Consider the following 19,517-nt stretch of genomic DNA (forward strand, 5'->3'; position numbering starts at 1 on the left):
AGCGGAGGCTGGCGTGGAACAGGCCCGCAGCCTACCAGTCTTCCTTGACGGCCGTGACCGCGTCGCGCCCCGCCGCGGTGCGGCCCGCCGCCCATGCCGTGAGCGTGCCCGCAGCGACCACCGCCAGCCCCAGCAGAACGAGGCGCGGCCAGGGCACGGCCAGGTCCATCGTCCAGTGGAAGCTCTGCGGGTTGACCACGTGCACCAGCACCACCGCCACGGCCAGGCCCAGCAGCGTGCCGGCCACCGCGCCCACGGCCGTCCAGGCCGCGCCCTCGCCGGCGACCACGGCCAGGATCTGCCGGCGCGTGAGGCCCAGGTGCGCCAGCAGGCCGAACTCCTTGCGCCGCGCGAGCACCTGCGCCCCGAAGCTGGCCGCCACGCCGAACAGGCCGATGGCTATGGCCACGGCCTGCAGCCAGTAGGTGACGGCGAAGCTGCGGTCGAAGATGGCCAGCGAGCGCGCGCGGATCGCGCCGGCCGAGGTGAAGTCCAGCGCCGCAGCGTCGGCGCCCAGCCGCTCTCGCGCCAATTGCTGCACGGCGGTGCGCAGCGCGGCCACATCCGCGCCCGGCGCGGGCCACAGTGCGAGGTCGCTGGCGCGCGCGTCGCCCGTCAGGCGCGTGAAATCGCCCGCATCCAGCGCGATGGCGCCGTGCTGGCGCACGTAGTCGCGCCATACGCCTGCTATGAAAAAAGAAGCTGCTCGCGCTTGTCCCGCTTGCGCTGCAGGCACAAAAGACTGTGAAAGTGCGGGCCAGTCCGCGCCGGGCCGCGCGCCGTAGAGGTCGGCCACCGCCTCGCTCACGTACACGCCCACCCGGCCGGGCGGCACCGGCAGCGGCGCGCCCACCAGCGGCAGCGCGCGGGCCGGGTCGGGCCCCAGGGGCCGCGCCAGCAGCGCCACGGCCGGGCGCGTGGGCGCGAGCTGCACGCTGCTGGTGCGCAGCGCCTGCACGCGTGCCACGCCGGGCAGGCGGGCCACGGCGTCGGCGAAGCCCGGGGGGAAGACGGCGGCGTCATCGCCCGTGAGGCCGCCCGGCGCGCGCACGTAGAGCGGGGCGGGCAGCACGGCGTCCAGCCACTGGTCCACCGATCCGCGAAAGCTGCCCACCATCACCGTCAGCGCCACGGCCAGGCTAAGCGATGCCACCACGCCGCCCACCGCGACGGCGGCCGTGGCGCGCATGCGGCGCGCGCGCTCCAGCGCCAGCAGCCGCAGCGGGCCGCGCGCGGCCCAGGGCTGCAGCGCGCCCAGCAGCGCCTGCACCAGCCAGGGCAGCAGGGCGATGCCGCCCACGAGCAGCAGGCCCACCGATACGTAGGCCGCCAAAGGCATGCCAAAAATGGGCGGAACGCCCGCCAGGAAAGCGCTGCCAGCTATCAAAACCATACCGATGCCGCCGCGTGCGGCCTGCGTATCGGCCAGGCCCAGGCCCTTGAGCGTTTGCGCGGGCGGCAGCCGTTGGGCCGTGCGCGCGGGCCACCAGCCGCCGGCCAGCGCGGCGGCCGTGCCCAGCAGCCCGTAGAGCAGGGCGGCGGGCAGGCTCCACTGCAGCGGCGGGCGCACGCCGGTGAAATAGCCGCCGCCCAGGTCCCCGCCCAGCAGGCGCAGCGCCAGTGCGGCCAGCGCCGTGCCCAGGGCGATGCCGGCCGCGCTGCCCGCCAGGCCCAGCGCGGCGGCTTCGGCCAGCACCAGCGCCAGCCGCTGGCGCGGCGTGGCGCCCAGCACGGCCAGCAGCGCGAACTGCGGCAGCCGCCGCGCTACGCCTAGCGCGAGCACCGAGAACACGAGGAACGCGCCGGTAAACAGCGCCACCAGTGCCAGCACGGTGAGGTTGACGCGGTAGGCGCGCGAGAGCTGGTCCACCTGCGCGGCGCTGTCGCCGGGCTCGGACAGCACGGCGTTGGCGGGCAGTTCCCGGGCGAGTGCGGAGCGGTCGGCGCCGGGTGCAAGCCGCAGGTCGATGCGCGAGAGCTGGCCGGTGCGCCCGAAGAAATCCTGCGCGGCGCCGATGTCCATCACCGCCAGCGGCCCGCCCGCGGCGGCCACCGTGCCCGCCACGCGCACGTTCTGGCGCTGCAGGCCGGCTTGCAGGGCGATGGTCTGCGGGGCGCTGTCCAGCCCCAGCGCCTGCAGCGCCGCCGCGTTGAGGAACACCGTGGCGGGCGCGAGCATCGCCAGCCGGTCGGCGCCGTCCCATGCGCGGGGCATGAGCGCTGGCGCGGTGGCGGGCAGCAGCAACGCATCGGCCGCCACCACGCGCAGCGGCACGCGCGCCTGCGCATGCCAGGCCATGGCGGGCAGTTCCAGCACCGGGTTGGCATGCGCTACCTGCGGGTGCTTAGCCACGGTTGCGTAGAGCGCTTCGGGTAGCGGGCCCTGCGCGGCGCGCAGTTGCAAGTCGCTCTGGCCGCCCGCCACGCGCACGGCGCGCGTGAACTCGTCCAGGGCCGAGGCGTTGATCACGTGCACCGCGAACGCCAGCGCCACACCCAGCATCACCGCCGCCACGGCCGCGAGGCTGCGCCAGGGGTGGCGGCGCAGGTCTTGCCAGGAGAACGTGAGGAACAGGGCGCGCATGAAGGGGATTGTGTGGCGCAAAAAAAAAGCGCCCCGGGATAGGGGCGCCTGTATGGGGGCGTTGCCGGTCAGTCGCGGCGCAGCTTGGCCAGCCAATGGTCGAGCAGCTTGCCTGCCGCCTCGCGCCCGCCCAGGCCGAAGGCCAGCGCCACGGCCACGGCGACGGCGCCCAGCGTAAGGCCGAAGGCCAGCTGCACGATCTCGTTGGCGATGCCCATGGCGCGCAGGCCCATGGCGATCACCAGGCCCAGGATGGCGAAGCGCGCTACGTTGGCGGCCAGCTGGCCGCCCTCGGGGCTGGCGCGGCGGATGGCCGTGGCGGCCACGCCCGAGAGCCAGAAGCCCACGACCAGGATGGCGCTGCCCAGCAGGATGTCGCCGCTGAAGGTGATGAAGGTGGTCACCACGTCGCTCACCTGGTAGAAGCCCAGCTGCGAGGCGGCCTCCACCGCGCCGAAGAGCAGTGCGAAGAACAGCACCACCGCGCCCGCCAGGCGCGAGGGGCTGGTGGCGCCCGAGAGCGCGTGCGACAGGCCCAGCTTGGCCGGCAGGCTGTCGAAGCCGGCGCTCTCCAGCAGCTTGGTGAGCAGGCCGGCGGCGAACTTGGCCACGTACCACGTCAGCAGCAGGATCACGGCCGCCGCGATGATGTGCGGCACGGCGCCCAGGATCTGGTGCAGCACCTGCGTGGCGGGGCGCGAGATGGCCTCGACCTGCAGCGCGTCCAGCGCCGCGATGAGCGAGGGAACGAACACCAGGATGAACACCAGCGTGCCGCCCAGGCGCGAGAGCTGCACGGCCGGGTCGAGCCCGATGCAGGCGTTGAGGCGGTCGCTGCCCGCGGCGGCCAGCAGGTTGGTGACCAGCGCGCGCAGCACGCGCGCCACGACGTAGCCCGCGATGGCGATCACCGCCGCGCCGAAGATGCCGGGCACATAGGCCAGCATGCGGCCGAGCAGGTCGCGCACCGGGTCCAGCACGCCTTCGAGCCGCAGCGCGCCCAGGATGGCCGGCAGGAAGAACAGGATCACCAGCCAGAACAGCACGTTGCCCGCGCTGCGGCTGATGGGGGCCATGCCCGCCTCTTCGGATAGGCGCTCGTCCAGCGTGGTGGCCGCCAGCGCGCGCGTGGTCACGGCGCGCAGCACCACGGCCAGCAGCCAGGCCACCAGCGCCAGCACGGCACCGGCCACGAGGTGGGGCACGTAGCCCACCACGTCCTGCACCATGCTGGCGAAGGGGGCGGACAGCAGCGTCAGATCCAGCGTGTTGAGCACGGCCACCAGCGTAGCCAGCAGCACCAGCCAGAAGACGGCGGTGGCGGCGGGCGTCTCGGCGTCGATGGGCGTGGCCGCGCTCTCGCCGATGCGCTGGTTCAGCCGCGCCATGCGCAGCACCCGCCGCGTGGCGGCCCGTGCCATGACGGCCAGCAGCCAGCCCAGCGCCAGGACGGCCAGCGCGCCGAGGATCTGGGGAATGTGGGCGCCCAGCGATTGCTGCAGCGCCTGCGAGAAGGTGTTGAGATCCATGGTTCCTCCCGAGTCGGTTGATCGCCGGTCCATTGTGGAGGCCTGAGCTCTCAGCGCAACCCTTGCGCGATGCCTCACGGCCGGGCGGGACTTTTCTTGACAATTCGTATCCAGGCGTTCGCGGGTGTTGCTGCGGGGTTTGCGCCAGATCAGAACCCTGCGCCCTGGCCCTTGAAAGCGCAAGGGCCGTACGTATTTATCCGGTGAGGGGACGCCGCCCCGGCGGCCCCGGATCACCAACCCATCCAAGGAGTTTGAAAATGAATTCTCTGGTAACCCGCGGCAGCCTGTTCGACGACTTCTTCAAGGACTTCGCTCCCGGCTTCTACGTGCGGCCGCTGCACGGCGACGGCCTGCCCCAGCCCTCGCAGATCAAGGTGGACGTGAAGGAGGACGAAGCTTCCTACACCGTCCACGCCGAGGTGCCCGGCGTGCCCAAGGAAGACATCCACGTGAGCGTGGAAGGCGACGTGGTCAGTCTGCGCGCCGAGGTGCGCCAGCACGACGAGAAGAAGGATGGCGAGAAGGTGCTGCGCAGCGAACGCTACTTCGGCGCCCTGGCCCGCAGCTTCCGCCTGCCCACGGAGCTGGACGCGTCGCAGGCCAAGGCCAAGTACGACAACGGCGTGCTGACGCTGGTGCTGCCCAAGAAGCAGGGTGGCAGCGCGCAGCGGCTGGCGATCGAGTAGTCACCGCCTGCTTACTGTAGGTCAGCGCGCTGCGATGCCCTGCGCGCTCAGGCGCAGCACCCTGTCCGCCCGCGCCGCCGCCGCGTCCGAGTGCGTGACCAGCACCAGCCCCGCGCCCTGCTGGCGCGTCTGGGCGACGAGCAGGTCCAGCACCTGCGCGGCCGTGGTGGGGTCGAGGTTGCCCGTGGGCTCGTCGGCCAGCAGCAGGGCGGGGCGGTGTACCAGGGCGCGGGCGATGGCCACGCGCTGCAGCTGGCCGCCGCTCAGGTGCTGCGGCAGGCGCTCGCCCAGGTCCGCGAGGCCCACGGCCTGCAGCATCTGCTGCACGCGCGCGGCGTCCGCGCGGCCGAGCAGCATCAGCGGCAGGCCCACGTTCTGCGCCACGTCCAGGTGCGGCAGCACGTGGAAGGCCTGGAACACGAAGCCGACGTGGGCGCGGCGCCAGAGGGCGCGCTGGGTTTCGCCCTGCACGGCCAGGTCGGTGCCGGCGTGCAGCACGCGGCCGGCGTCCCAGGTGTCCAGGCCCGCCAGGCAGTTGAGCAGGGTGGATTTGCCCACGCCCGAGTCGCCGACGATGGCGACGAATTCGCCGGCCGCCACGGTGAAGTGCACGTTCTCGAACACGGCCGACGCGCCGTAGCGCTTGGCGAGGCCTTCGACGCGCAGCAGCGCGGTCATGCGTCCACGCGCTCCAGCCGGGTTCGCACGGCTTGCACGAGCTGCGCCGTGGCGTCGGGCGCGTCGCAGGGGATGGCGTGGCGAGCGGGCATGCCGCGCAGCCAGGTGATCTGGCGCTTGGCGAGCTGGCGTGTGGCGGCGATGCCGCGCTCGGGCAGGGTGGCCAGCGGGTACAGGCCGTCCAGCGATTCCCAGGCCTGGCGGTAGCCCACGCAGCGCATGCTGGGCAGGTCGGGGTGCAGATCGCCGCGCGCGCGCAGGCGGATCACCTCGTCGAGGAAGCCTTCGGCCAGCATGGCGTGGAAGCGCCGGGCGATGCGCTCGTGCAGCCAGGCACGGTTGCCGGGTTCCAAGGAAAAAAGGGCTCCAGCGCTTACCTGGAAAGCGCTAGCAGCTCTTGTTTTTGTAGTATGGAAGCTCGACAGCGGCTTGCCCGAGAGGTGCCATACCTCCAACGCGCGCTGGATGCGCTGGCTGTCGCCCGGGGCCAGCCGGGCGGCGGTGGCGGGGTCCACGCGGGCCAGCTCGGCGTGCATGGCGGGCCAGCCCAGCGCGGCGGCCTGCGCATCCAGGCGGGCGCGCACGGCGGGGTCGGCCGGGGGCATGTCGTCGATGCCGTCGAAGAGCGCCTTGAAATAGAGCATGGTGCCGCCCACGAGCAGCGGCAGCGCGCCGCGCGCACGGATCTCGGCGATGAGGCGCGTGGCGTCCTGCACGAACTCGGCAGCACTGTAGGGCTGCAGCGGGTCGCGGATGTCGATGAGATGGTGCGGCACGCGGGCCAGCTCCTCGCGCGTGGGCTTGGCGGTGCCGATGTCCATGCTCCGGTAGACCAGGGCGGAGTCGACGCTGATGATCTCCACCGGCAGTCGCGGGGCCAGCGCCTCGGCGATGGCCAGGGCGGCGGCGGTCTTGCCGCTGGCGGTGGGGCCGGCCAGCGCGATGGGCTCAAGCATGGGGCTCTCCATGGCGCTGCACCAGCGTCCAGGCGATCAGGGCCAGCAGCACCGACCAGAAGGCCAAGCCGCGCACCAGCGGCCACACCGTTCCATCCAGCGCATGGCCCAGCCAGAAGCCGATGGCGAAGGCCGCCAGCATCATCATGAAGCCGTTGAGCGCCGAGGCCACGCCCGCCGCCTGCGGGAACGGCCCCACCGCGCCCGACTGCCCGCAGGGCTGGTGGATGCCGTGGCCCAGCATGAACAGGTAGAACGGCGGCAGCAGCGCCGCGACGCTGTGCCAGCCGAGCAGCGCGGCCAGCGCCATGAGCAGGCCGCCGCTGCCGCTCAAGGCCCCGGCGATGGCCACCGTGCGCCGCAGCCCCACGCGCGCCAGCAGCCGCCGGCATGCTAGCGTGCCCACGAGGTAGGCCACCGCGGTGGACAGCAGTACCAGCCCGTATTGGGTGCGCGAGAGGCCCAGCACCTCGATGTAGACGAAGGACGAGGCCGCCAGGAAGGTGAACAGCCCGCCATAGCTGGCCGTGGTCTGCAGCGAGAACGCCCAGAACGTGGGCGAGCGCAGTACCAGCGCCCAGGTGCGCGCCAGCGTGGCCGGGCGCAGGGCCTGGGGGTTGCGCTGCCGCAGCGTCTCGGGCAGGCGCAGGGCGATCAGCGCCAGCGTGGCGGCGGCATAGGCCGTCAGCACCAGCAGCGCGGCGCGCCAGCCCAGCCATTCGGTCAGCAGCCCCCCCAGCGGCGCGCACAGGCAGGCGATGAGGCCCAGGCCCGTCAGCGCCTTGGACATGGCGCGCGCGCCGGCCAGCGGCGTGTACAGGTCGCGCACGATGGCCCGCGCGCACATCACCACCGCGCCCATGGCCACGCCCTGCAGCGTGCGCCAGGCCACCAGCAGCGCCATGGTCGGCGCCAGCGCGCTGCCGACGGAGGCCAGGGTGTACAGCAGCAGCCCCGCGAGCAGCACGGGCCGGCGGCCGAAGCGGTCCGACAGCGGCCCCCACAGCAGCTGCGAGCAGCCGAAGGCCAGCAGCAGCGCCGACAGCGTGAGCTGGCCCGCGGCCACGGGCGCACCCAGGCTGCGCGTGAGCGCGGGCAGGGCGGGCAGGTACAGGTCGGTGGTGACGGGCTGGATGGACAGCAGCAGCGCCAGCACCACGATGGCAAGGCCAGGACGGATGGGCAGCGCGGGCGCGTCATCCGCGCCGACGGCGGCGGAGGGGACGGACATGGTGCGCGCGAGGGTAGCAGATGCCGTATCAGCGCAATGCCATCGTGCCCAACGGCAGGCCGAACAGCGCTGACAGGGCCTCGCGGTACTGTGCGTGGCCCCGGTCGTTGGTGTTGTGGTGGGTGCCGCCGTCCACCAGCACGAAGCGCTTGGGCTCGGCCGCGGCGTCGTACAGCCTGCGGCCCAGCGCGGGGGGAATCAGCCGGTCTTCGCTGCCGTGCACCACCAGCAGCGGCGAGCCGATGCCGGCCACCTTGCGCGCCGACTCGAAGCGCTGCGTGATGAGCGGCGACACGGGCAGCCAGCCCCACTTGAAGGTGCTCACCACCTCGGGGATGTTGGTGAAGGTGCCTTCCACGATGGTGCCGCTCTCGTCCTGCACGCGCGCGGCTAGGTCGATGGCGATGGCGCCGCCGAGCGAATGGCCGAAGATGTAGCGCTCACGCCCCGGCGCCTGCCGCGCCAGCCAGTCCCAGGCGGCCTGCGCATCCTCCAGCGCCGTGGCTTCGGAAGGCAGGCCCGCGCTGCTGCGCCCGAAGCCCCGGTAGTCCACCGCCAGCACGGAAAAACCCAGGCGCTGCATGCGCCGGATGCGGGGCGCGGAGCCGGACACGTTCCAGCGCGCGCCGTGCAGGTACAGCAGCAGCGGCGCGTCGGCCCGGGCCGCGGGCAGCCACAGGCCGTGCAATTGCTCGGGCTTGCCGGTGGTGGCGGAGTCGAATGCGATCCATACGTCCTCCATGCCTTCGGTGTCCTGGATGCCGCCCCAGGCGCGGTCGCTGGGCTGGAAGATCCACTCGCGCTGCTTGGCGTCCAGCGTGGCGCAGCCGGCGCTCACGGCGAGGGCCAGGGCGGCAAGGGAAGGGGCGATCCAGCGGCGTCGAGGGTGCATGGAACAGGCAGAGTCGGCGCGGCGGCGAAAAGTTCACGCCCGCCCGGGCGCGCCGGCCGCTACAGCGCCGCGCGCAGGCGCTGCGCGTAGCCGGCCAGCACCTCGGCCGGGGGCTCCTGGCGCGGCCAGGTGAAGGTGATGCCGTCATCGGCGTGGCGCGGCACCACGTGCATGTGGAAGTGGCCCACGGTCTGGCCGCCCTCGGCGCCGTTGGCCTGCAGCAGCGTGAGGCCCGCCGGATCGAAGGCCGCGCGCACGGCCAGCGCCACGCGCCGGGCTGTCTGCATCACGGCGGCGGCCTCTTCGGGCGTGGTGTCGAACAGCGTGGCGGCATGGCGCTTGGTGGCCACGAGCACGTGGCCCGGCGTGACCTGGCCGATGTCCATGAAGGCGATGGTGTGGTTGTCCTCGTACACGGTGGCGCTCGGGATCTCGCCCGCTACCAGGCGGCAGAAGATGCACTGGCCGGGAGGCGAGGTGTCGACGAACATGGGCATGTGATGGGTCTCCTGTGGCTATCGGTGGGCGCCAGTGTAGGAGAGTGCCGGCGCGGCCTGGGCGGGCGCGGGGGCGTCGCGCCAGGCGATGCCCGTGTGCGACTGCTTGGCATCGCGCTTGGCCAGCGCGGCGAGGTTGGCGACGGCGTCCGCCTGCTGCATGGTGCCCGGCGCGACGCGCACGGCGCCGATCGCCAGCGTGGTGCAGCCGAAGAAGCGCTGCACGCCGTGCCGGTCCTCGGCCCAGATGCCGCCGGCTTGGCGCGCGGCCTCGTCGAAGAGGGCGATGGCTTCGCGCGCGAAGCCGTCCACGATGCGCCGGCAGCGCTGCAGCCAGTCGCCGCTCTGGAACAGCAGCATGAAGTCGTCCCCGCCGACGTGGCCCACGAAGTCGGTGCGCGCGTCGCAGTGCGTCAGCGCCAGTTGCGCCACCAGCCGGATCATCTGATCGCCGCGCCAGTAGCCGTAGTGGTCGTTGAACGGCTTGAAGTGGTTCAGGTCCGCGTAGCAGGCGACGAACTCGGCACGGTTGTCCAGCAGCCGCTGCATGTGCAGGCTGATGGGGATGTTGCCGGGCAGGAAGGTGAGCGGGTTGGCATGGCGTGCGGCCTCGATACGCGCCTCGGTCACGCCGCGCACGAGCTGCTCGCCGGTGCCCAGGCCCAGGTAGCGGCCGTTGTCGGTGACGATGAAGCCGTCGTTCAGGTAGCGCTGGTCCTGCGAGGTGAGGATGCCCACGAGCTGCTCCACGTCGCAGTCGATCTCCACCAGCCGCGGCGCGTCGTCGGCGAAGGCGTGGCAGGGCTTGCGCCCGTGCACCTCGCGGAAGTAGAGCGTGGCGTAGTGGTTCATGAACTGCTGGCGGTTGATGAGCGCCACCGGGCGGGTGCCCTCCAGCACCGCCATCGCATGCAGCTCGGCGTTGCCCTGGAACAGCTCCGCCACGCGGTCGTTGCTGGTGTCGGGGGTGACGGTAGGAGCCTGCACCATGAGCAGCTTGCGCAGGATGCCCGGGCGCATGTGCTGGCTGTGGTGGGGCAGCACGGCCACGCGGCGGTCCTGCAGCACGGCGAGGGCCGCGGCGTCGATGGCGCTGCGCGGGGCCGTGGCGGGCCGGCCCAGGAGGTAGCCCTGGCCGTAGGGGATGTCGAGGTCGCGCAGCGCGCGCAGTTCGTCGCTGGTCTCGATCCCCTCGGCCACCAGCGTGGTGCCGAAGGCGTCGGCGATGCCCTTGATGGCCTGCAGCATCTGCAGCTTTTCCGGGTGCTGGCCGATATCGCGGCTGAAGTATTTGTCGATCTTCACGAAGTCCGGCTTCACCTCGGACCACAGGCGCAGGCTGGAGCGGCCGTCGCCGAAATCGTCCAGCGCCAGGCGCGCGCCGCAGGCGTGCACCTGCTGCAGCGCTTCGCGCAGCGCCGCGATGTCGGTCACGCGCTCGTGCTCGGTGATCTCCAGCACCAGCATGTGCGGCGGCACGCCCAGGGTGCCCAGCACCGCGGCCAGCGGTTCGGCGCCGCACAGGCCCACGCCCCATACCAGGGCGTCGGCGCTGATGTTGACGAACACGCGCCCCGGGGCGCCCCGCTGGCGCCACTGCCGCAGCGCCTGCGCTACGCACAGCAGCTCGAAGTCGTGCAGCAGGCCCTCCGTCCGCGCCTGCGCCAGCAGCGCATCGGGCGCGTGCAGCGGCGTGCCGGCGGGGCCTCGGATCAGCGCCTCGTGCGCGTAGATGCCGCCCTCGCGCAGGTCCGCCAGCGGCTGGAACACGCAGTGCAGCCCGCCAGCCTCGCGCATCAGGCGCGCCAGCGGCCCCTGGCCCTGCCGCAGCGCGGGCGAGCGCGCCTGCAGGCCGGCCATGACCGGGCAGCGCTTCGATTCGTGCATTGATTACATTCGGTAACTATCCCCGCGCAGCGTAAGCCGGCTCTGTGACGCCGGGGTGACGCGGGCAAAGAAAAAGGCACGCGGCATGCCTGCCACGTGCCTTCGGTGCGGTCCCGCCGGGCGGGATCAGAAGCGGTGGCGGATGCCCACGCCGAAGCTGTTGCCCGACGACTGGTTGGTGATCTTGTCGTTCATGTACATGGCGTACACGTCGGTGCGCTTGGACAGGTTGTAGTCGTAGCCCACGGTGAGGGTCTTGCGGTCCAGGTCCGAGGCCGACAGCTCGGTCTTCGCCCAGGCCGCCAGCAGCTTGCCGGCGCCCAGCGGCGCCGAAGCGCCCACCTGCAGCGTCTTGGCCTTGCCGGGCGCGTTGTCGGCCTCTGCCTGGCCGTAGCTCAGGTAGGGCTTGACCACCTTGAAGTCGTAGGCGCCCGCCAGCATCCAGTCCTTTTTGGTGGTGCCGAGGTAGGTGCCCTGGCCGGGGTTGCTGATCTGGTCGCGCTCGTAGTAGCCGGTCAGCGTCAGCGGGCCGCCGAAGTAGAAGAAATTGGCGCCCACGTTCTTCTTGCCGTTGTCGCCTGCCTGCTCGCCGAACTGGTACTGCAGGTTGGCCTTGAACCCGCCGACGGTGGGCGTGGTGTAGGCGATCTGGTTGCTCCAGCCCGTGTCCGACGGCGTGGTGGCCTGCCAGCCCGAGGCGTTGAACAGCGGCACGTTCTTGTGCAGGATCAGCGGCGAGAAGGTGAACGAATCGCCCAGCGGGTTGCCGATGACGGAGGGCAGGAAGTTGGGCGCCATCCAGCGGCCCAGCTTCACCTCGCCGAAGCCGCCGGACAGGCTCACGAAGGCATCGCGCGAGAAGAACGTGTCGTTCGGGAAGCGGCCCTGCACGCCGGTGTCCACTTGGATGAACGAGTTGAGCATGAAGTTGGCCTTGAGGCCGCCGCCCAGGTCTTCGCTGCCCTGGAAGCCGAACCACGAGGTGGTCATGCCGCCGCTGTTCACGACAGACTTGCGGTTGGCGTCGCCAGCCATCTTGATGGAGCCGGCGTACACGTCGGTCAGGCCGCTCAACTGAACGGAACTCTGGGCATAGGCCCCTGTGGCGCACAGCGCAGCGGTGGCCAGCGCGATCAGCTTCTTTTGCATTTGTTTCTCCTGAGGGTGATAAGGGGGCCGGCCCGATGCCGGCAGCCCCGGTGGATGGCGCTCGCACGCTGGTAAGGAATGTGACGAGTGTGTGTCCAGGGGCAAATTCTGAGCAAGCAAACATCATGCCGCCAGAGTTTTTTTGCATTCCGGCGGCCAAGTGTTGCGTGCATGACCACAAGCGGGCCTGCGCATGGGCTTTGATTTCCCTCAAAGCATGAAACGCGCCCGCTCGGCACAGTGGCGGCCATGTTCCCCATTCCATCCTCCGACCAGTCCGCACAGATCGAGGTGGCCGCCGCGGGCGAGGTGCTGCGCGAGCGCCACCAGCAACCCATGTCCGTGCTGCACCTGGACAGCGGCCGCGTGCTGCTGGGGGTGCGCGAGGAAGGGGTGATGCGCCACCAGCTGGGCGTGGTCGAGGGGCCTTTCTGGCTCGACGCGGCCACGGCGCTGCTGGACCAGCCCTGCGCCCTGGACATGGTGGCCGACACGCGCGTGCAGCTGCGGCGCATGCCGCTCGACGAGTTCAAGCATACGTTCGACGGCCTGCCCAAGGCCGCCCAGCGCCTGCTGCGCGACATGGCGACCGGCTACTGCCAGCAGACCGAGCTGGCCGTGAGCCGCCTGGCCCAGGACGCCGAGGCGCGCTGCGCCCAGTGGCTGCTGCGCCATGCGCACAGCTGCGAGGACGGCGGGTTGCGCGTCACGCTGCACCAGCGCAAGCGCCTGATCGCGGCGCAGCTGGGCATCGCGCCCGAAACCCTGTCGCGCGTGCTGCGCCACCTGCGCGAGCATGGCCTCATCGCGGGCACGGGCAACGTGCTGAGCCTGCCGCAGCCGCGCGCGCTGCAGATGGTGGCGGGGGTCTAGGAGCCGCGCCGCCGTCAGGGTTTTCCTGCGCGGTTCACAGGGTTCCACCCAACCCCGGGGCCAGGGGGGCTGCGTATATTGGGCCGAGCCCCGGTGCTTTTGCTGGGACTGGACCCATCTGCCATGCCCTGCGCCTTGCCCGACGTTTCCGATCCAGGCGCTTCGTCCGCGGAGCGCCCATGACGCCGCCAGAGTACACGGCTGCGCTGGCGGCGCCAGTGTTCGAGCGGGACGAAGGCGGCGACGGGTTCGCGGCCTGGTTTCCCGGGCCACTGGTGCGCAAGCTGCTGCTGGTAGCCGCCGTCGCGGTCGTGCTCTCGGGGGCCTTGGCCGTCTGGCTCGTCTCGCGCACCGTGGGGCAGGAGTCGATGCACCGGCTCGTGGGCCAGCAGAACGACGAGGTGGAACTGGTCGCGCGCCTGCTGGCCAGCAAGATCGAGCAAAGCCAGAAGGTGCTGGCCACCGTGGCCGAGGGCATCACGCCTGAGATGCTGGATTCGCCCTCATCGCTCGAATGGCTGCTGCAGCAGGGACTGCCGGCGGTGCGCTTCTTCGATGCCATCCAGGTCGCGCGCAAGGACGGCCACCTCAGCGTCAACCTGCGCTACGGGCGGCTGGAAAAGGCCTCCGGCCTCGATCCGGCCGAGCGCGACTACCTCGTGCGCACCCTGGTGGGCGGCAAGCCGCTGGTGTCCGACCTCATCGGCACGGCGGCTTCCGACGCCCGGGTGATGTTCACCATGCCGTTGCTGCGCGGCGAGGGGCGCGTCATCGGCGCGGTGGCGGGCGTGCTGCGGCTGCAGTCGCAGGGGCTGCTGCCGCACTCGCTGGCCCTGCCGGCGCGCGCCGAGTCGCGCCTGATCGTGTTCACGCGCGAGGGCGTGATCCTCTCGCACCCCAACCTGGAGCGTGTGCTGGGCGACGTGCGCGACGAGCCCGGCCTGGGCCAGGCCTACGCCCGCTGGCGGCGCGCGGGCCAGCCGCTGTCCGGCAGGGGCGAGACCCAGACGCTGGCCGGCCACGTGGTGAGTCTGGCGGCCGTGCCCATGCCCCAATGGGTGGTGGCCCGCGTGAGCGACTCCCAGGAAATGCTCGAACCCCTGCACGGCGCGCAGCGCCGCGCCTGGTGGCTGGCGGCGGCGGCCATCGCGCTGGTGTGTCTGCTGGCCGTGGCGGGCATCGCATGGCTGGCGCGCCCGTTGGCGCTTCTGCGCCAGCGGGCCCGCGCCGTGCTGGAGACGGAAGGGGAGGGAAGCTTCGGCGAACTGACCCCGGATGATGCTCCCTGGCCCCGTTGCGCGGGCGAAGTGGACGACGTGGTGCGTGTGTGCACCCGCCTGGTGGAGCGGCGGCGCACGCAGCAGCGCGGTTCGGAAACCGTGGTGCGCCAATTGCAGGCGGTCCTGGCGCACGCGCCCCTGGGCATCGCCCTCACGCGCGGCGACCGCATCGAGGTCGTCAGCCTCCAGGCATGCCGCATGCTGGGCCACGAGCCGCAGGAGCTGCAGGGGCGCGACCTGCAGACGCTGCTGGCGCCGCAGCAGGGAGGGGAAGGCGCGTTCGGCCAGGTGCATGCGCAGTTCGAGGCCCATGGCGCTTTCGACGGCGAGCTGCCCCTGCGGCGCAAGGACGGCGCCGTGGTGTGGGTGCATGCCCAGGGCCGCGCCCTGCACCCGGGCGAACTGGCGCGCGGCACCGTGTGGACGCTGGAGGACTGCACTGCCGAGCGCGAGGCGCGCCTGCAGCAGACCTGGGAGCACACGCACGATGCCCTGACGCTGCTGCCCAACCGCGCGGCGTTCGAGCAGCGGCTGCAGGTGCTGCTGGCCGAGCGCGCGGGACGGGAGGGCCGCGGGCGGCCGGGGGATGCGGGGGACGACCGCGGCGTGCTGCTGTTCCTCGACCTGGACCACCTCACCGTGGTCAACGACGTGGCGGGCCACGATGCGGGCGACGACGTGTTGCGCCACCTTGCGCGCCTGATCGAGGCCGAGGTGCGCCAGATCGGCTGGGCCGCGCGGCTGGGCGGGGACGAGTTTGCGGTGGTGCTGCCCGGCATCGCCCTGGCGCGCGGCGTGGAGGTGGCGGAGCAACTGCGCGTGGCCGTCCAGGCCTGGGAGCCCTCGTACCACGGGCGCAGTTTCACGCTGGGCGTGAGCATCGGTCTGGTGGCGCTGGATGCTGGGCCTCAGGACGCGGCCGCCGTGCTCTATGCCGCCGACATGGCCTGCTACGACGCCAAGCGTGCCGGGCGCAATCGCGTGGCGGTGCGCAGGGTGCGCGATGGCGTGGCGACGGACTCTTAGCCTCTCTCGGCGTCCGGATAGGCCCGGGCGTACGCGTCGCGCAGCGCCACCTCCAGATCCAGGCCCGGCTGGTAGCCCTGCAGCGACGGATGCCTGCTGACACCCGCTGCGCGCCGCTGGCAGGGAACGGGTTCTCCCAGCACGGTTTTGACGGGAATGACTTCGGCATGGATCGGCAGCTCCCAATCCTCGTCCTCGTCGACGACACCGCTGGCGCGGATCTTGGCGGAAGCCCGCTCGATATCCATGTAGATGATCGACGAGCCCTTGATTTCCTGGCGGGAACTTTGCCTCAGGTCTGCCGTGCGGCCGGGAAAGAGCCGGTCCACCATCATGGCCAGGGCATGCTCCTTCTCCTGGGAATCGTCCAGCAGCCGGGCCTGGCCGAAAGCCATGACGGACCGGTAGTCGGCCGAATGGTTGAAGGGCGACCGCGCAACCACCAGGGAGTCCAGGTGCGTGACCGTGAGGCAGGCCGGCTCGCCGTGCTCCAGGTTGCGCAGCATGCGGCTGGCGCTGCTGCCGTGCCAGTAGAGGCGCGAGCCCTCGCGCCAATAGAAGGTCGGCGTGCAGAACGGCTGGCCGTCAATGACGTAGGCCACATGGCACAGCATCGCCGAGTCCAGGAGGACGTGTACCGTTGCGTGGTCGTAGCGGCCTCGGTCGTGCCGGCGCTTGACGCGGTTGACCGCATCGACGGGGTAGCTGGTCGGATGGGGCATGCTGGCTGTGGGTGACCCTTGGCGGGCCTCAGGCTTGGAAACCCAACTTGCCCTCGTAGAAGGCGGCCAGTTCGAACACCATGTCGTCCTTGCCGAGGGGCGCCATGATCTGCACACCTACCGGCAAACCTTCTTGCGTCACGTGCACGGGCAGGGAGGCGGCTGGCGCGCCGACCATGTTGGCCAGGGGCGTATAGGGGGAGTAGTCGAATATGCCGCCCTCGCCGAGGCGGTAGTCCAGATAGTCAGGATTGCTGGCGGCATAGGTGCCGATGAGGGCGGGCGGAGAGGCCAGGACGGGCAGCGCGATGATGTCGATGGCATGCTCGGCGAAGAAAGCCCCGTAGGCCCTCGCCACCTTGTTCATGGTGTCCATGGACCTCGCATAGTCCACCGCGCTGAGGCTTCTTGCATACTCGATCATCGAGAGGGAGGCTGGCTGCATGTGGGGCTTGTAGCTCTCCCCCGGCGCTTTCTTCACGACGGCATGGACCGCGTTGGCCGCGATCAAGGGCAGCATGCTCGCGACCATGTCCCTGAGGTCGATGGCCGGAAAGGCGTCCATGGCTTCCATCCCCAGCGCCAGTACCGAGGCTCTGAAGGCTTCGTAGGCTTTCTGGACCTCCGGGTCCTGCGGATACAGCGGGTGCGTCGATGGCAGGAATGCCACGCGCTTCACCCTGTTCTCGCCAGAGGTGGCGATGTGCTCGAACGACTGGGCGAAGAACGGACTCGCGTACTGACACCCGGGGTCTGCGCCGTACGTCCCATCCAATGCCACCGCGCTGTCGATCACGCTCCTGGTGATCACGTGGTCCACGGCCAAGCCCGCCCAGCCCTCGCCTTTGTGAGGGCCTGTCGGCATCATGCCGCGTGACGGCTTGAAGCCGAAAAGGCCGCAGTTGGCCGCCGGGATCCGGATCGAGCCCGCACCGTCCCCGCCATGGGCGAGTTCGACGAATCCGGCGGCAACGGCCGCCGCCGCGCCGCCGCTGGAGCCGCCCGCGCTGTGCGCCAGCGATCTGGGATTGCGCGTGGGGCCGCCGTAGACGGGCGCCTCCGTCGTCGGGCTGGTGCCCAGCTCGGACGTGGTGGTTCTTGCGAAGAGGTTGAGACCGAGCTTCTTGTAGCGCTGAACCAGTTCGCAGTCATAGTCCCAAGGGGTGTCCTTGAAGAGATGCGAGCCGGACGTCGATTTCAGCCCCTTGGCGCCGAAGCCCAGATCCTTGACCGCGAACGGGACACCCAGGAACGGCTGGGTCTCGGCCAGCCGAAGGCGCTCGTCGGGGCTCAACTTCGCGAGCCGTGCATCGATCGCCCTGGCGTTCTCCAGCCCCAGTTCCTCGTTGACGCAGGCCATGCAGTTGATGGTGCCATCGTCGCGGCGGACCGCCGCGAGCGTCTCCTGGATGGTTTCCTCCGCGGAACACTGCCCCGACGCGATGCGCCTCGCCAGGGCATGCACATACCTCGTCATTTCTTGGCCACTCCCAGCCGCTTCATCAGGGCGCCTTCTTCCTTGTTGCTCTCGACGATGAATTTGCCGTAGTCCTCCGGGCTCAGGTAGACGATCGGCTGGTCCACCGATGCCAGCACCTTCTTCATGTTGTCCGAGAAAAGCGCCTTCTTGAAGGCGTCATGCAGCTTCTGCACGACCTCCGGCGGCATTCCCTTGGGGCCTGCGAGCCCCCAGGGGGATTCGAAGACCAGGTCGTAGCCGTACTCATTGAGGATCGGGACGGTGTTCCACTTCTTGGTGCGCTCCTTGCCGAAGGTGATGAGGAGACGCATGCGGCCCGAATCGACGTGCGGCGCCATGCCCGAGGAGTCCACGCCGAAATCGATGTGCCCTCCCAGCAGTGCGCTCATGACCTCGCTGCTGCCCTTGTAGGGGATGTGCTGGAATTGCAGGCCGGCTTTCTCGGCGATGGCCTCGGTGGCCAGATGCTGGCTGGTGCCGTGGCCCACGCTGCCGTAGGTCACCTTTCCCGGATGCTGCTTGGCGTAGGCGACCAGGTCGTCCCATGTCTTGAACGGCGAATCCTTGTTGACGACTATCCCGAAGGTGTAGCCGGTCAGGCCGATGATGGGCGTGAAATCCTTGATGGCGTCGTATTGCACGTCCTGCATGTAGGGCATGCGAATGACGGCGACCGAATGCTGGGTGATGGTGTAGCCGTCGGGCTTGGCCGTGCGCGCGACGATTTGCGGTCCCAGGGTGCCGCCGACGCCGGGCTTGTTCTCGATGACGATGGGCTGGCCCAGGGATGCGGCGGCCTCGGTGGCGAAGGCTCGGAGAACGACATCGGTGGAGCCGCCAGCCGGCCATGGAACCACCAGCTTGACCGGCTGGGTGGGGAAATCGGTCGCCTGGGCAGCGACGCCGGTGAATGCCAGCGCGCAAACGGCCAACAGTTTTCGCATAGATGTATCTCCTGATTTTGGTTTTCAGTGAAGCGGCTTAATGTAAGGAGGAGACAATCAATCAAAAAGCGAATTTATTTTGAGTGGGATCAACCGATGGTTGAAGCCCGAAAGAACCGAGGAGGTGGCATGGCGCATACGAACCAGCGCGCGCAAGGCCTGCTTGCGCGGCTCAAGCTGCGCCACTTGCGCATCGTGCAGGCGCTGGGGGAACTGCAGACCGCGACCAAGGTGGCTGCGCTCTTTCACATCAGTCCGGCGGCGGTGTCCAAGGCCCTGCTGGAGGCGGAGGCCATCGTCGGCATGCCGCTGTTCCTGCGCCAGCACGAGGGCATGCAGCCCACGGAGATCGGCCTGTATCTGATCGAGGGGGCCCGGCTGGTGCTCCGGCAGATGGAGCGCTTGGCGGAGTCCGTGGAGGCTGTCCAGGGCGGCTCGCATGGCCACTTCAGCCTGTCCTTTCGCGCTGCGTCGGCCTACCCGCTCGTCAGCAGCGCGATCTGCGCCTATCGGGAAACGGCGCCGGAGGTCCGGATCAGCGTGGTCGAGGGGGGACTCGTCGACATGGTGGGACGGGTCGAGTCGGGAGAGCTGGACCTGCTGTTCTCCTACGACGACACGCGCCTGGACCGCCCGCATCTGCGCCGGTCGCCCGTGATCACCGGGCAGCGGATCATCGTCGTGGCCAATGCCTCGCATCCGCTGTTCCAGCGCAAGCGCATCGATGCACGGGAGCTGCGCGAGCAGCAATGGTGCATCCCGGCGCCAGGCTCCCGCGTGCGGCACCACTTGCAGGCGGCGTTCCATGCGCTGGACCTGCCTGCGCCGGACCAGGGCGTGGTCGTCAGCGACATGGGCATGACCCTCAGCCTGCTGCAGCGCTCCCATTTCGTCGCGGCACTTCCCCAGCGCACGGCGGATCAGTTTGCCGCAGGCAACCTGGCGCGGGAGCTGCCGTTCCGGCTGTCCGGCAGGCTCGACCCGGTCATGATGGTCTGGAACGACGCCTTGTCTCCGCGGGCATCGGCCAAGGTCTTCCGCGATTTCGTCCGTTCCTATGCGCTGTCGCATGGATACGTGCGGAACTGACGCCGCGCCTG

Annotated in this window: 16 protein-coding genes; 4 read left to right on the forward strand and 12 right to left on the reverse strand. The window is 70.5% G+C overall.

From position 1 onward, the window contains the following. Nucleotides 1-31: 31 nt before the first annotated feature. The gene (locus AVS7_RS02830) at nucleotides 32-2,584 is read right to left on the reverse strand and encodes an FtsX-like permease family protein (RefSeq protein ID WP_020227005.1); all 2,553 of its coding nucleotides are present in this window, start codon (nucleotides 2,582-2,584) and stop codon (nucleotides 32-34) included. Nucleotides 2,585-2,652: 68 nt separating this feature from the next. Beyond that, on the reverse strand, nucleotides 2,653-4,113 hold the full coding sequence (locus AVS7_RS02835; protein ID WP_020227006.1) for a mechanosensitive ion channel: 1,461 nt from the start codon (nucleotides 4,111-4,113) through the stop codon (nucleotides 2,653-2,655). A 260-nt stretch (nucleotides 4,114-4,373) separates the two neighbouring features. Here AVS7_RS02835 and AVS7_RS02840 point away from each other — a divergent pair, with 260 nt between their 5' ends. Next, a complete protein-coding gene (locus tag AVS7_RS02840; protein ID WP_020227007.1) occupies nucleotides 4,374-4,802 on the forward strand; it encodes an Hsp20/alpha crystallin family protein in 429 nt (142 codons plus the stop codon). A gap of 21 nt (nucleotides 4,803-4,823) precedes the next feature. On the opposite strand, the gene AVS7_RS02845 is transcribed toward AVS7_RS02840, so the two are convergent. The 7 genes from AVS7_RS02845 to AVS7_RS02875 all read right to left on the reverse strand — a co-directional run bounded on the left by AVS7_RS02845 (nucleotide 4,824) and on the right by AVS7_RS02875 (nucleotide 12,092). Then, nucleotides 4,824-5,480 (reverse strand): ABC transporter ATP-binding protein, encoded by a 657-nt coding sequence (locus tag AVS7_RS02845; RefSeq protein WP_020227008.1) that lies wholly within the window; start codon nucleotides 5,478-5,480, stop codon nucleotides 4,824-4,826. After that, nucleotides 5,477-6,436 (reverse strand): tRNA (adenosine(37)-N6)-dimethylallyltransferase MiaA, encoded by a 960-nt coding sequence (gene miaA / locus AVS7_RS02850; protein ID WP_020227009.1) that lies wholly within the window; start codon nucleotides 6,434-6,436, stop codon nucleotides 5,477-5,479. The genes AVS7_RS02845 and miaA overlap by 4 nt, the downstream gene beginning before the upstream one ends. After that, nucleotides 6,429-7,667, reverse strand: a complete 1,239-nt coding sequence (locus tag AVS7_RS02855; protein ID WP_020227010.1) for a multidrug effflux MFS transporter — start codon at nucleotides 7,665-7,667, stop codon at nucleotides 6,429-6,431. The genes miaA and AVS7_RS02855 overlap by 8 nt, the downstream gene beginning before the upstream one ends. A 28-nt stretch (nucleotides 7,668-7,695) precedes the next feature. Further along, complete coding sequence (locus AVS7_RS02860; protein WP_024000848.1) at nucleotides 7,696-8,559, reverse strand: alpha/beta hydrolase; 864 nt, start codon at nucleotides 8,557-8,559, stop codon at nucleotides 7,696-7,698. A gap of 59 nt (nucleotides 8,560-8,618) precedes the next feature. Then, the gene (locus AVS7_RS02865; RefSeq protein WP_020227012.1) at nucleotides 8,619-9,056 is read right to left on the reverse strand and encodes an HIT family protein; all 438 of its coding nucleotides are present in this window, start codon (nucleotides 9,054-9,056) and stop codon (nucleotides 8,619-8,621) included. A gap of 18 nt (nucleotides 9,057-9,074) precedes the next feature. Continuing rightward, the gene (locus AVS7_RS02870; protein ID WP_024000849.1) at nucleotides 9,075-10,943 is read right to left on the reverse strand and encodes a phosphodiesterase; all 1,869 of its coding nucleotides are present in this window, start codon (nucleotides 10,941-10,943) and stop codon (nucleotides 9,075-9,077) included. Between the two features lie 126 nt (nucleotides 10,944-11,069). Next, nucleotides 11,070-12,092 (reverse strand): porin, encoded by a 1,023-nt coding sequence (locus AVS7_RS02875; protein WP_020227014.1) that lies wholly within the window; start codon nucleotides 12,090-12,092, stop codon nucleotides 11,070-11,072. A gap of 249 nt (nucleotides 12,093-12,341) precedes the next feature. Here AVS7_RS02875 and AVS7_RS02880 point away from each other — a divergent pair, with 249 nt between their 5' ends. Together AVS7_RS02880 and AVS7_RS02885 are read left to right on the forward strand one after the other, a co-directional pair. Further along, nucleotides 12,342-12,965, forward strand: coding sequence for a Crp/Fnr family transcriptional regulator (locus AVS7_RS02880; RefSeq protein ID WP_020227015.1), 624 nt, complete (start codon nucleotides 12,342-12,344; stop codon nucleotides 12,963-12,965). Nucleotides 12,966-13,144: 179 nt separating this feature from the next. Then, entirely contained in the window at nucleotides 13,145-15,271 is a 2,127-nt protein-coding gene (locus AVS7_RS02885; RefSeq protein ID WP_020227016.1) for a diguanylate cyclase, read from the forward strand. Here the strand turns inward: AVS7_RS02885 and AVS7_RS02890 are convergent. From AVS7_RS02890 to AVS7_RS02900, 3 genes are read right to left on the reverse strand one after another with little or no spacing between them, the layout of a single operon-like run. Continuing rightward, nucleotides 15,268-15,993, reverse strand: coding sequence for a pyridoxamine 5'-phosphate oxidase family protein (locus AVS7_RS02890; protein ID WP_020227017.1), 726 nt, complete (start codon nucleotides 15,991-15,993; stop codon nucleotides 15,268-15,270). The two genes, AVS7_RS02885 and AVS7_RS02890, sit on opposite strands and share 4 nt — an antisense overlap. 28 nt (nucleotides 15,994-16,021) lie before the next feature. Continuing rightward, nucleotides 16,022-17,470 (reverse strand): amidase, encoded by a 1,449-nt coding sequence (locus AVS7_RS02895; protein WP_020227018.1) that lies wholly within the window; start codon nucleotides 17,468-17,470, stop codon nucleotides 16,022-16,024. Continuing rightward, nucleotides 17,467-18,417, reverse strand: a complete 951-nt coding sequence (locus AVS7_RS02900; RefSeq protein WP_024000852.1) for a tripartite tricarboxylate transporter substrate binding protein — start codon at nucleotides 18,415-18,417, stop codon at nucleotides 17,467-17,469. Before AVS7_RS02900 ends, AVS7_RS02895 begins: the two co-directional genes overlap by 4 nt. Before the next feature lie 129 nt (nucleotides 18,418-18,546). On the opposite strand from AVS7_RS02900, the gene AVS7_RS02905 reads away from it, so the two are divergent. Continuing rightward, nucleotides 18,547-19,506 carry a LysR family transcriptional regulator gene (locus tag AVS7_RS02905; RefSeq protein WP_020227020.1) on the forward strand — a complete coding sequence of 320 codons (960 nt, stop codon included), beginning with the start codon at nucleotides 18,547-18,549 and terminating at the stop codon, nucleotides 19,504-19,506. The last annotated feature ends 11 nt before the right edge of the window (nucleotides 19,507-19,517 follow it).

It is taken from the genome of Acidovorax sp. MR-S7 (assembly GCF_000400995.2).
GTDB lineage: Bacteria > Pseudomonadota > Gammaproteobacteria > Burkholderiales > Burkholderiaceae_C > MR-S7.

What these genes read in the sequence shown, in the direction of transcription:
- AVS7_RS02830 (WP_020227005.1), bottom strand. Translation starts at nt 2,584, where the DNA reads ATGCGCGCCCTGTTCCTCACGTTCTCCTGGCAAGACCTGCGCCGCCAC.
- AVS7_RS02835 (WP_020227006.1), bottom strand. Translation starts at nt 4,113, where the DNA reads ATGGATCTCAACACCTTCTCGCAGGCGCTGCAGCAATCGCTGGGCGCC.
- AVS7_RS02840 (WP_020227007.1), top strand. Translation starts at nt 4,374, where the DNA reads ATGAATTCTCTGGTAACCCGCGGCAGCCTGTTCGACGACTTCTTCAAG.
- AVS7_RS02845 (WP_020227008.1), bottom strand. Translation starts at nt 5,480, where the DNA reads ATGACCGCGCTGCTGCGCGTCGAAGGCCTCGCCAAGCGCTACGGCGCG.
- miaA (WP_020227009.1), bottom strand. Translation starts at nt 6,436, where the DNA reads ATGCTTGAGCCCATCGCGCTGGCCGGCCCCACCGCCAGCGGCAAGACC.
- AVS7_RS02855 (WP_020227010.1), bottom strand. Translation starts at nt 7,667, where the DNA reads ATGTCCGTCCCCTCCGCCGCCGTCGGCGCGGATGACGCGCCCGCGCTG.
- AVS7_RS02860 (WP_024000848.1), bottom strand. Translation starts at nt 8,559, where the DNA reads ATGCACCCTCGACGCCGCTGGATCGCCCCTTCCCTTGCCGCCCTGGCC.
- AVS7_RS02865 (WP_020227012.1), bottom strand. Translation starts at nt 9,056, where the DNA reads ATGCCCATGTTCGTCGACACCTCGCCTCCCGGCCAGTGCATCTTCTGC.
- AVS7_RS02870 (WP_024000849.1), bottom strand. Translation starts at nt 10,943, where the DNA reads ATGCACGAATCGAAGCGCTGCCCGGTCATGGCCGGCCTGCAGGCGCGC.
- AVS7_RS02875 (WP_020227014.1), bottom strand. Translation starts at nt 12,092, where the DNA reads ATGCAAAAGAAGCTGATCGCGCTGGCCACCGCTGCGCTGTGCGCCACA.
- AVS7_RS02880 (WP_020227015.1), top strand. Translation starts at nt 12,342, where the DNA reads ATGTTCCCCATTCCATCCTCCGACCAGTCCGCACAGATCGAGGTGGCC.
- AVS7_RS02885 (WP_020227016.1), top strand. Translation starts at nt 13,145, where the DNA reads ATGACGCCGCCAGAGTACACGGCTGCGCTGGCGGCGCCAGTGTTCGAG.
- AVS7_RS02890 (WP_020227017.1), bottom strand. Translation starts at nt 15,993, where the DNA reads ATGCCCCATCCGACCAGCTACCCCGTCGATGCGGTCAACCGCGTCAAG.
- AVS7_RS02895 (WP_020227018.1), bottom strand. Translation starts at nt 17,470, where the DNA reads ATGACGAGGTATGTGCATGCCCTGGCGAGGCGCATCGCGTCGGGGCAG.
- AVS7_RS02900 (WP_024000852.1), bottom strand. Translation starts at nt 18,417, where the DNA reads ATGCGAAAACTGTTGGCCGTTTGCGCGCTGGCATTCACCGGCGTCGCT.
- AVS7_RS02905 (WP_020227020.1), top strand. Translation starts at nt 18,547, where the DNA reads ATGGCGCATACGAACCAGCGCGCGCAAGGCCTGCTTGCGCGGCTCAAG.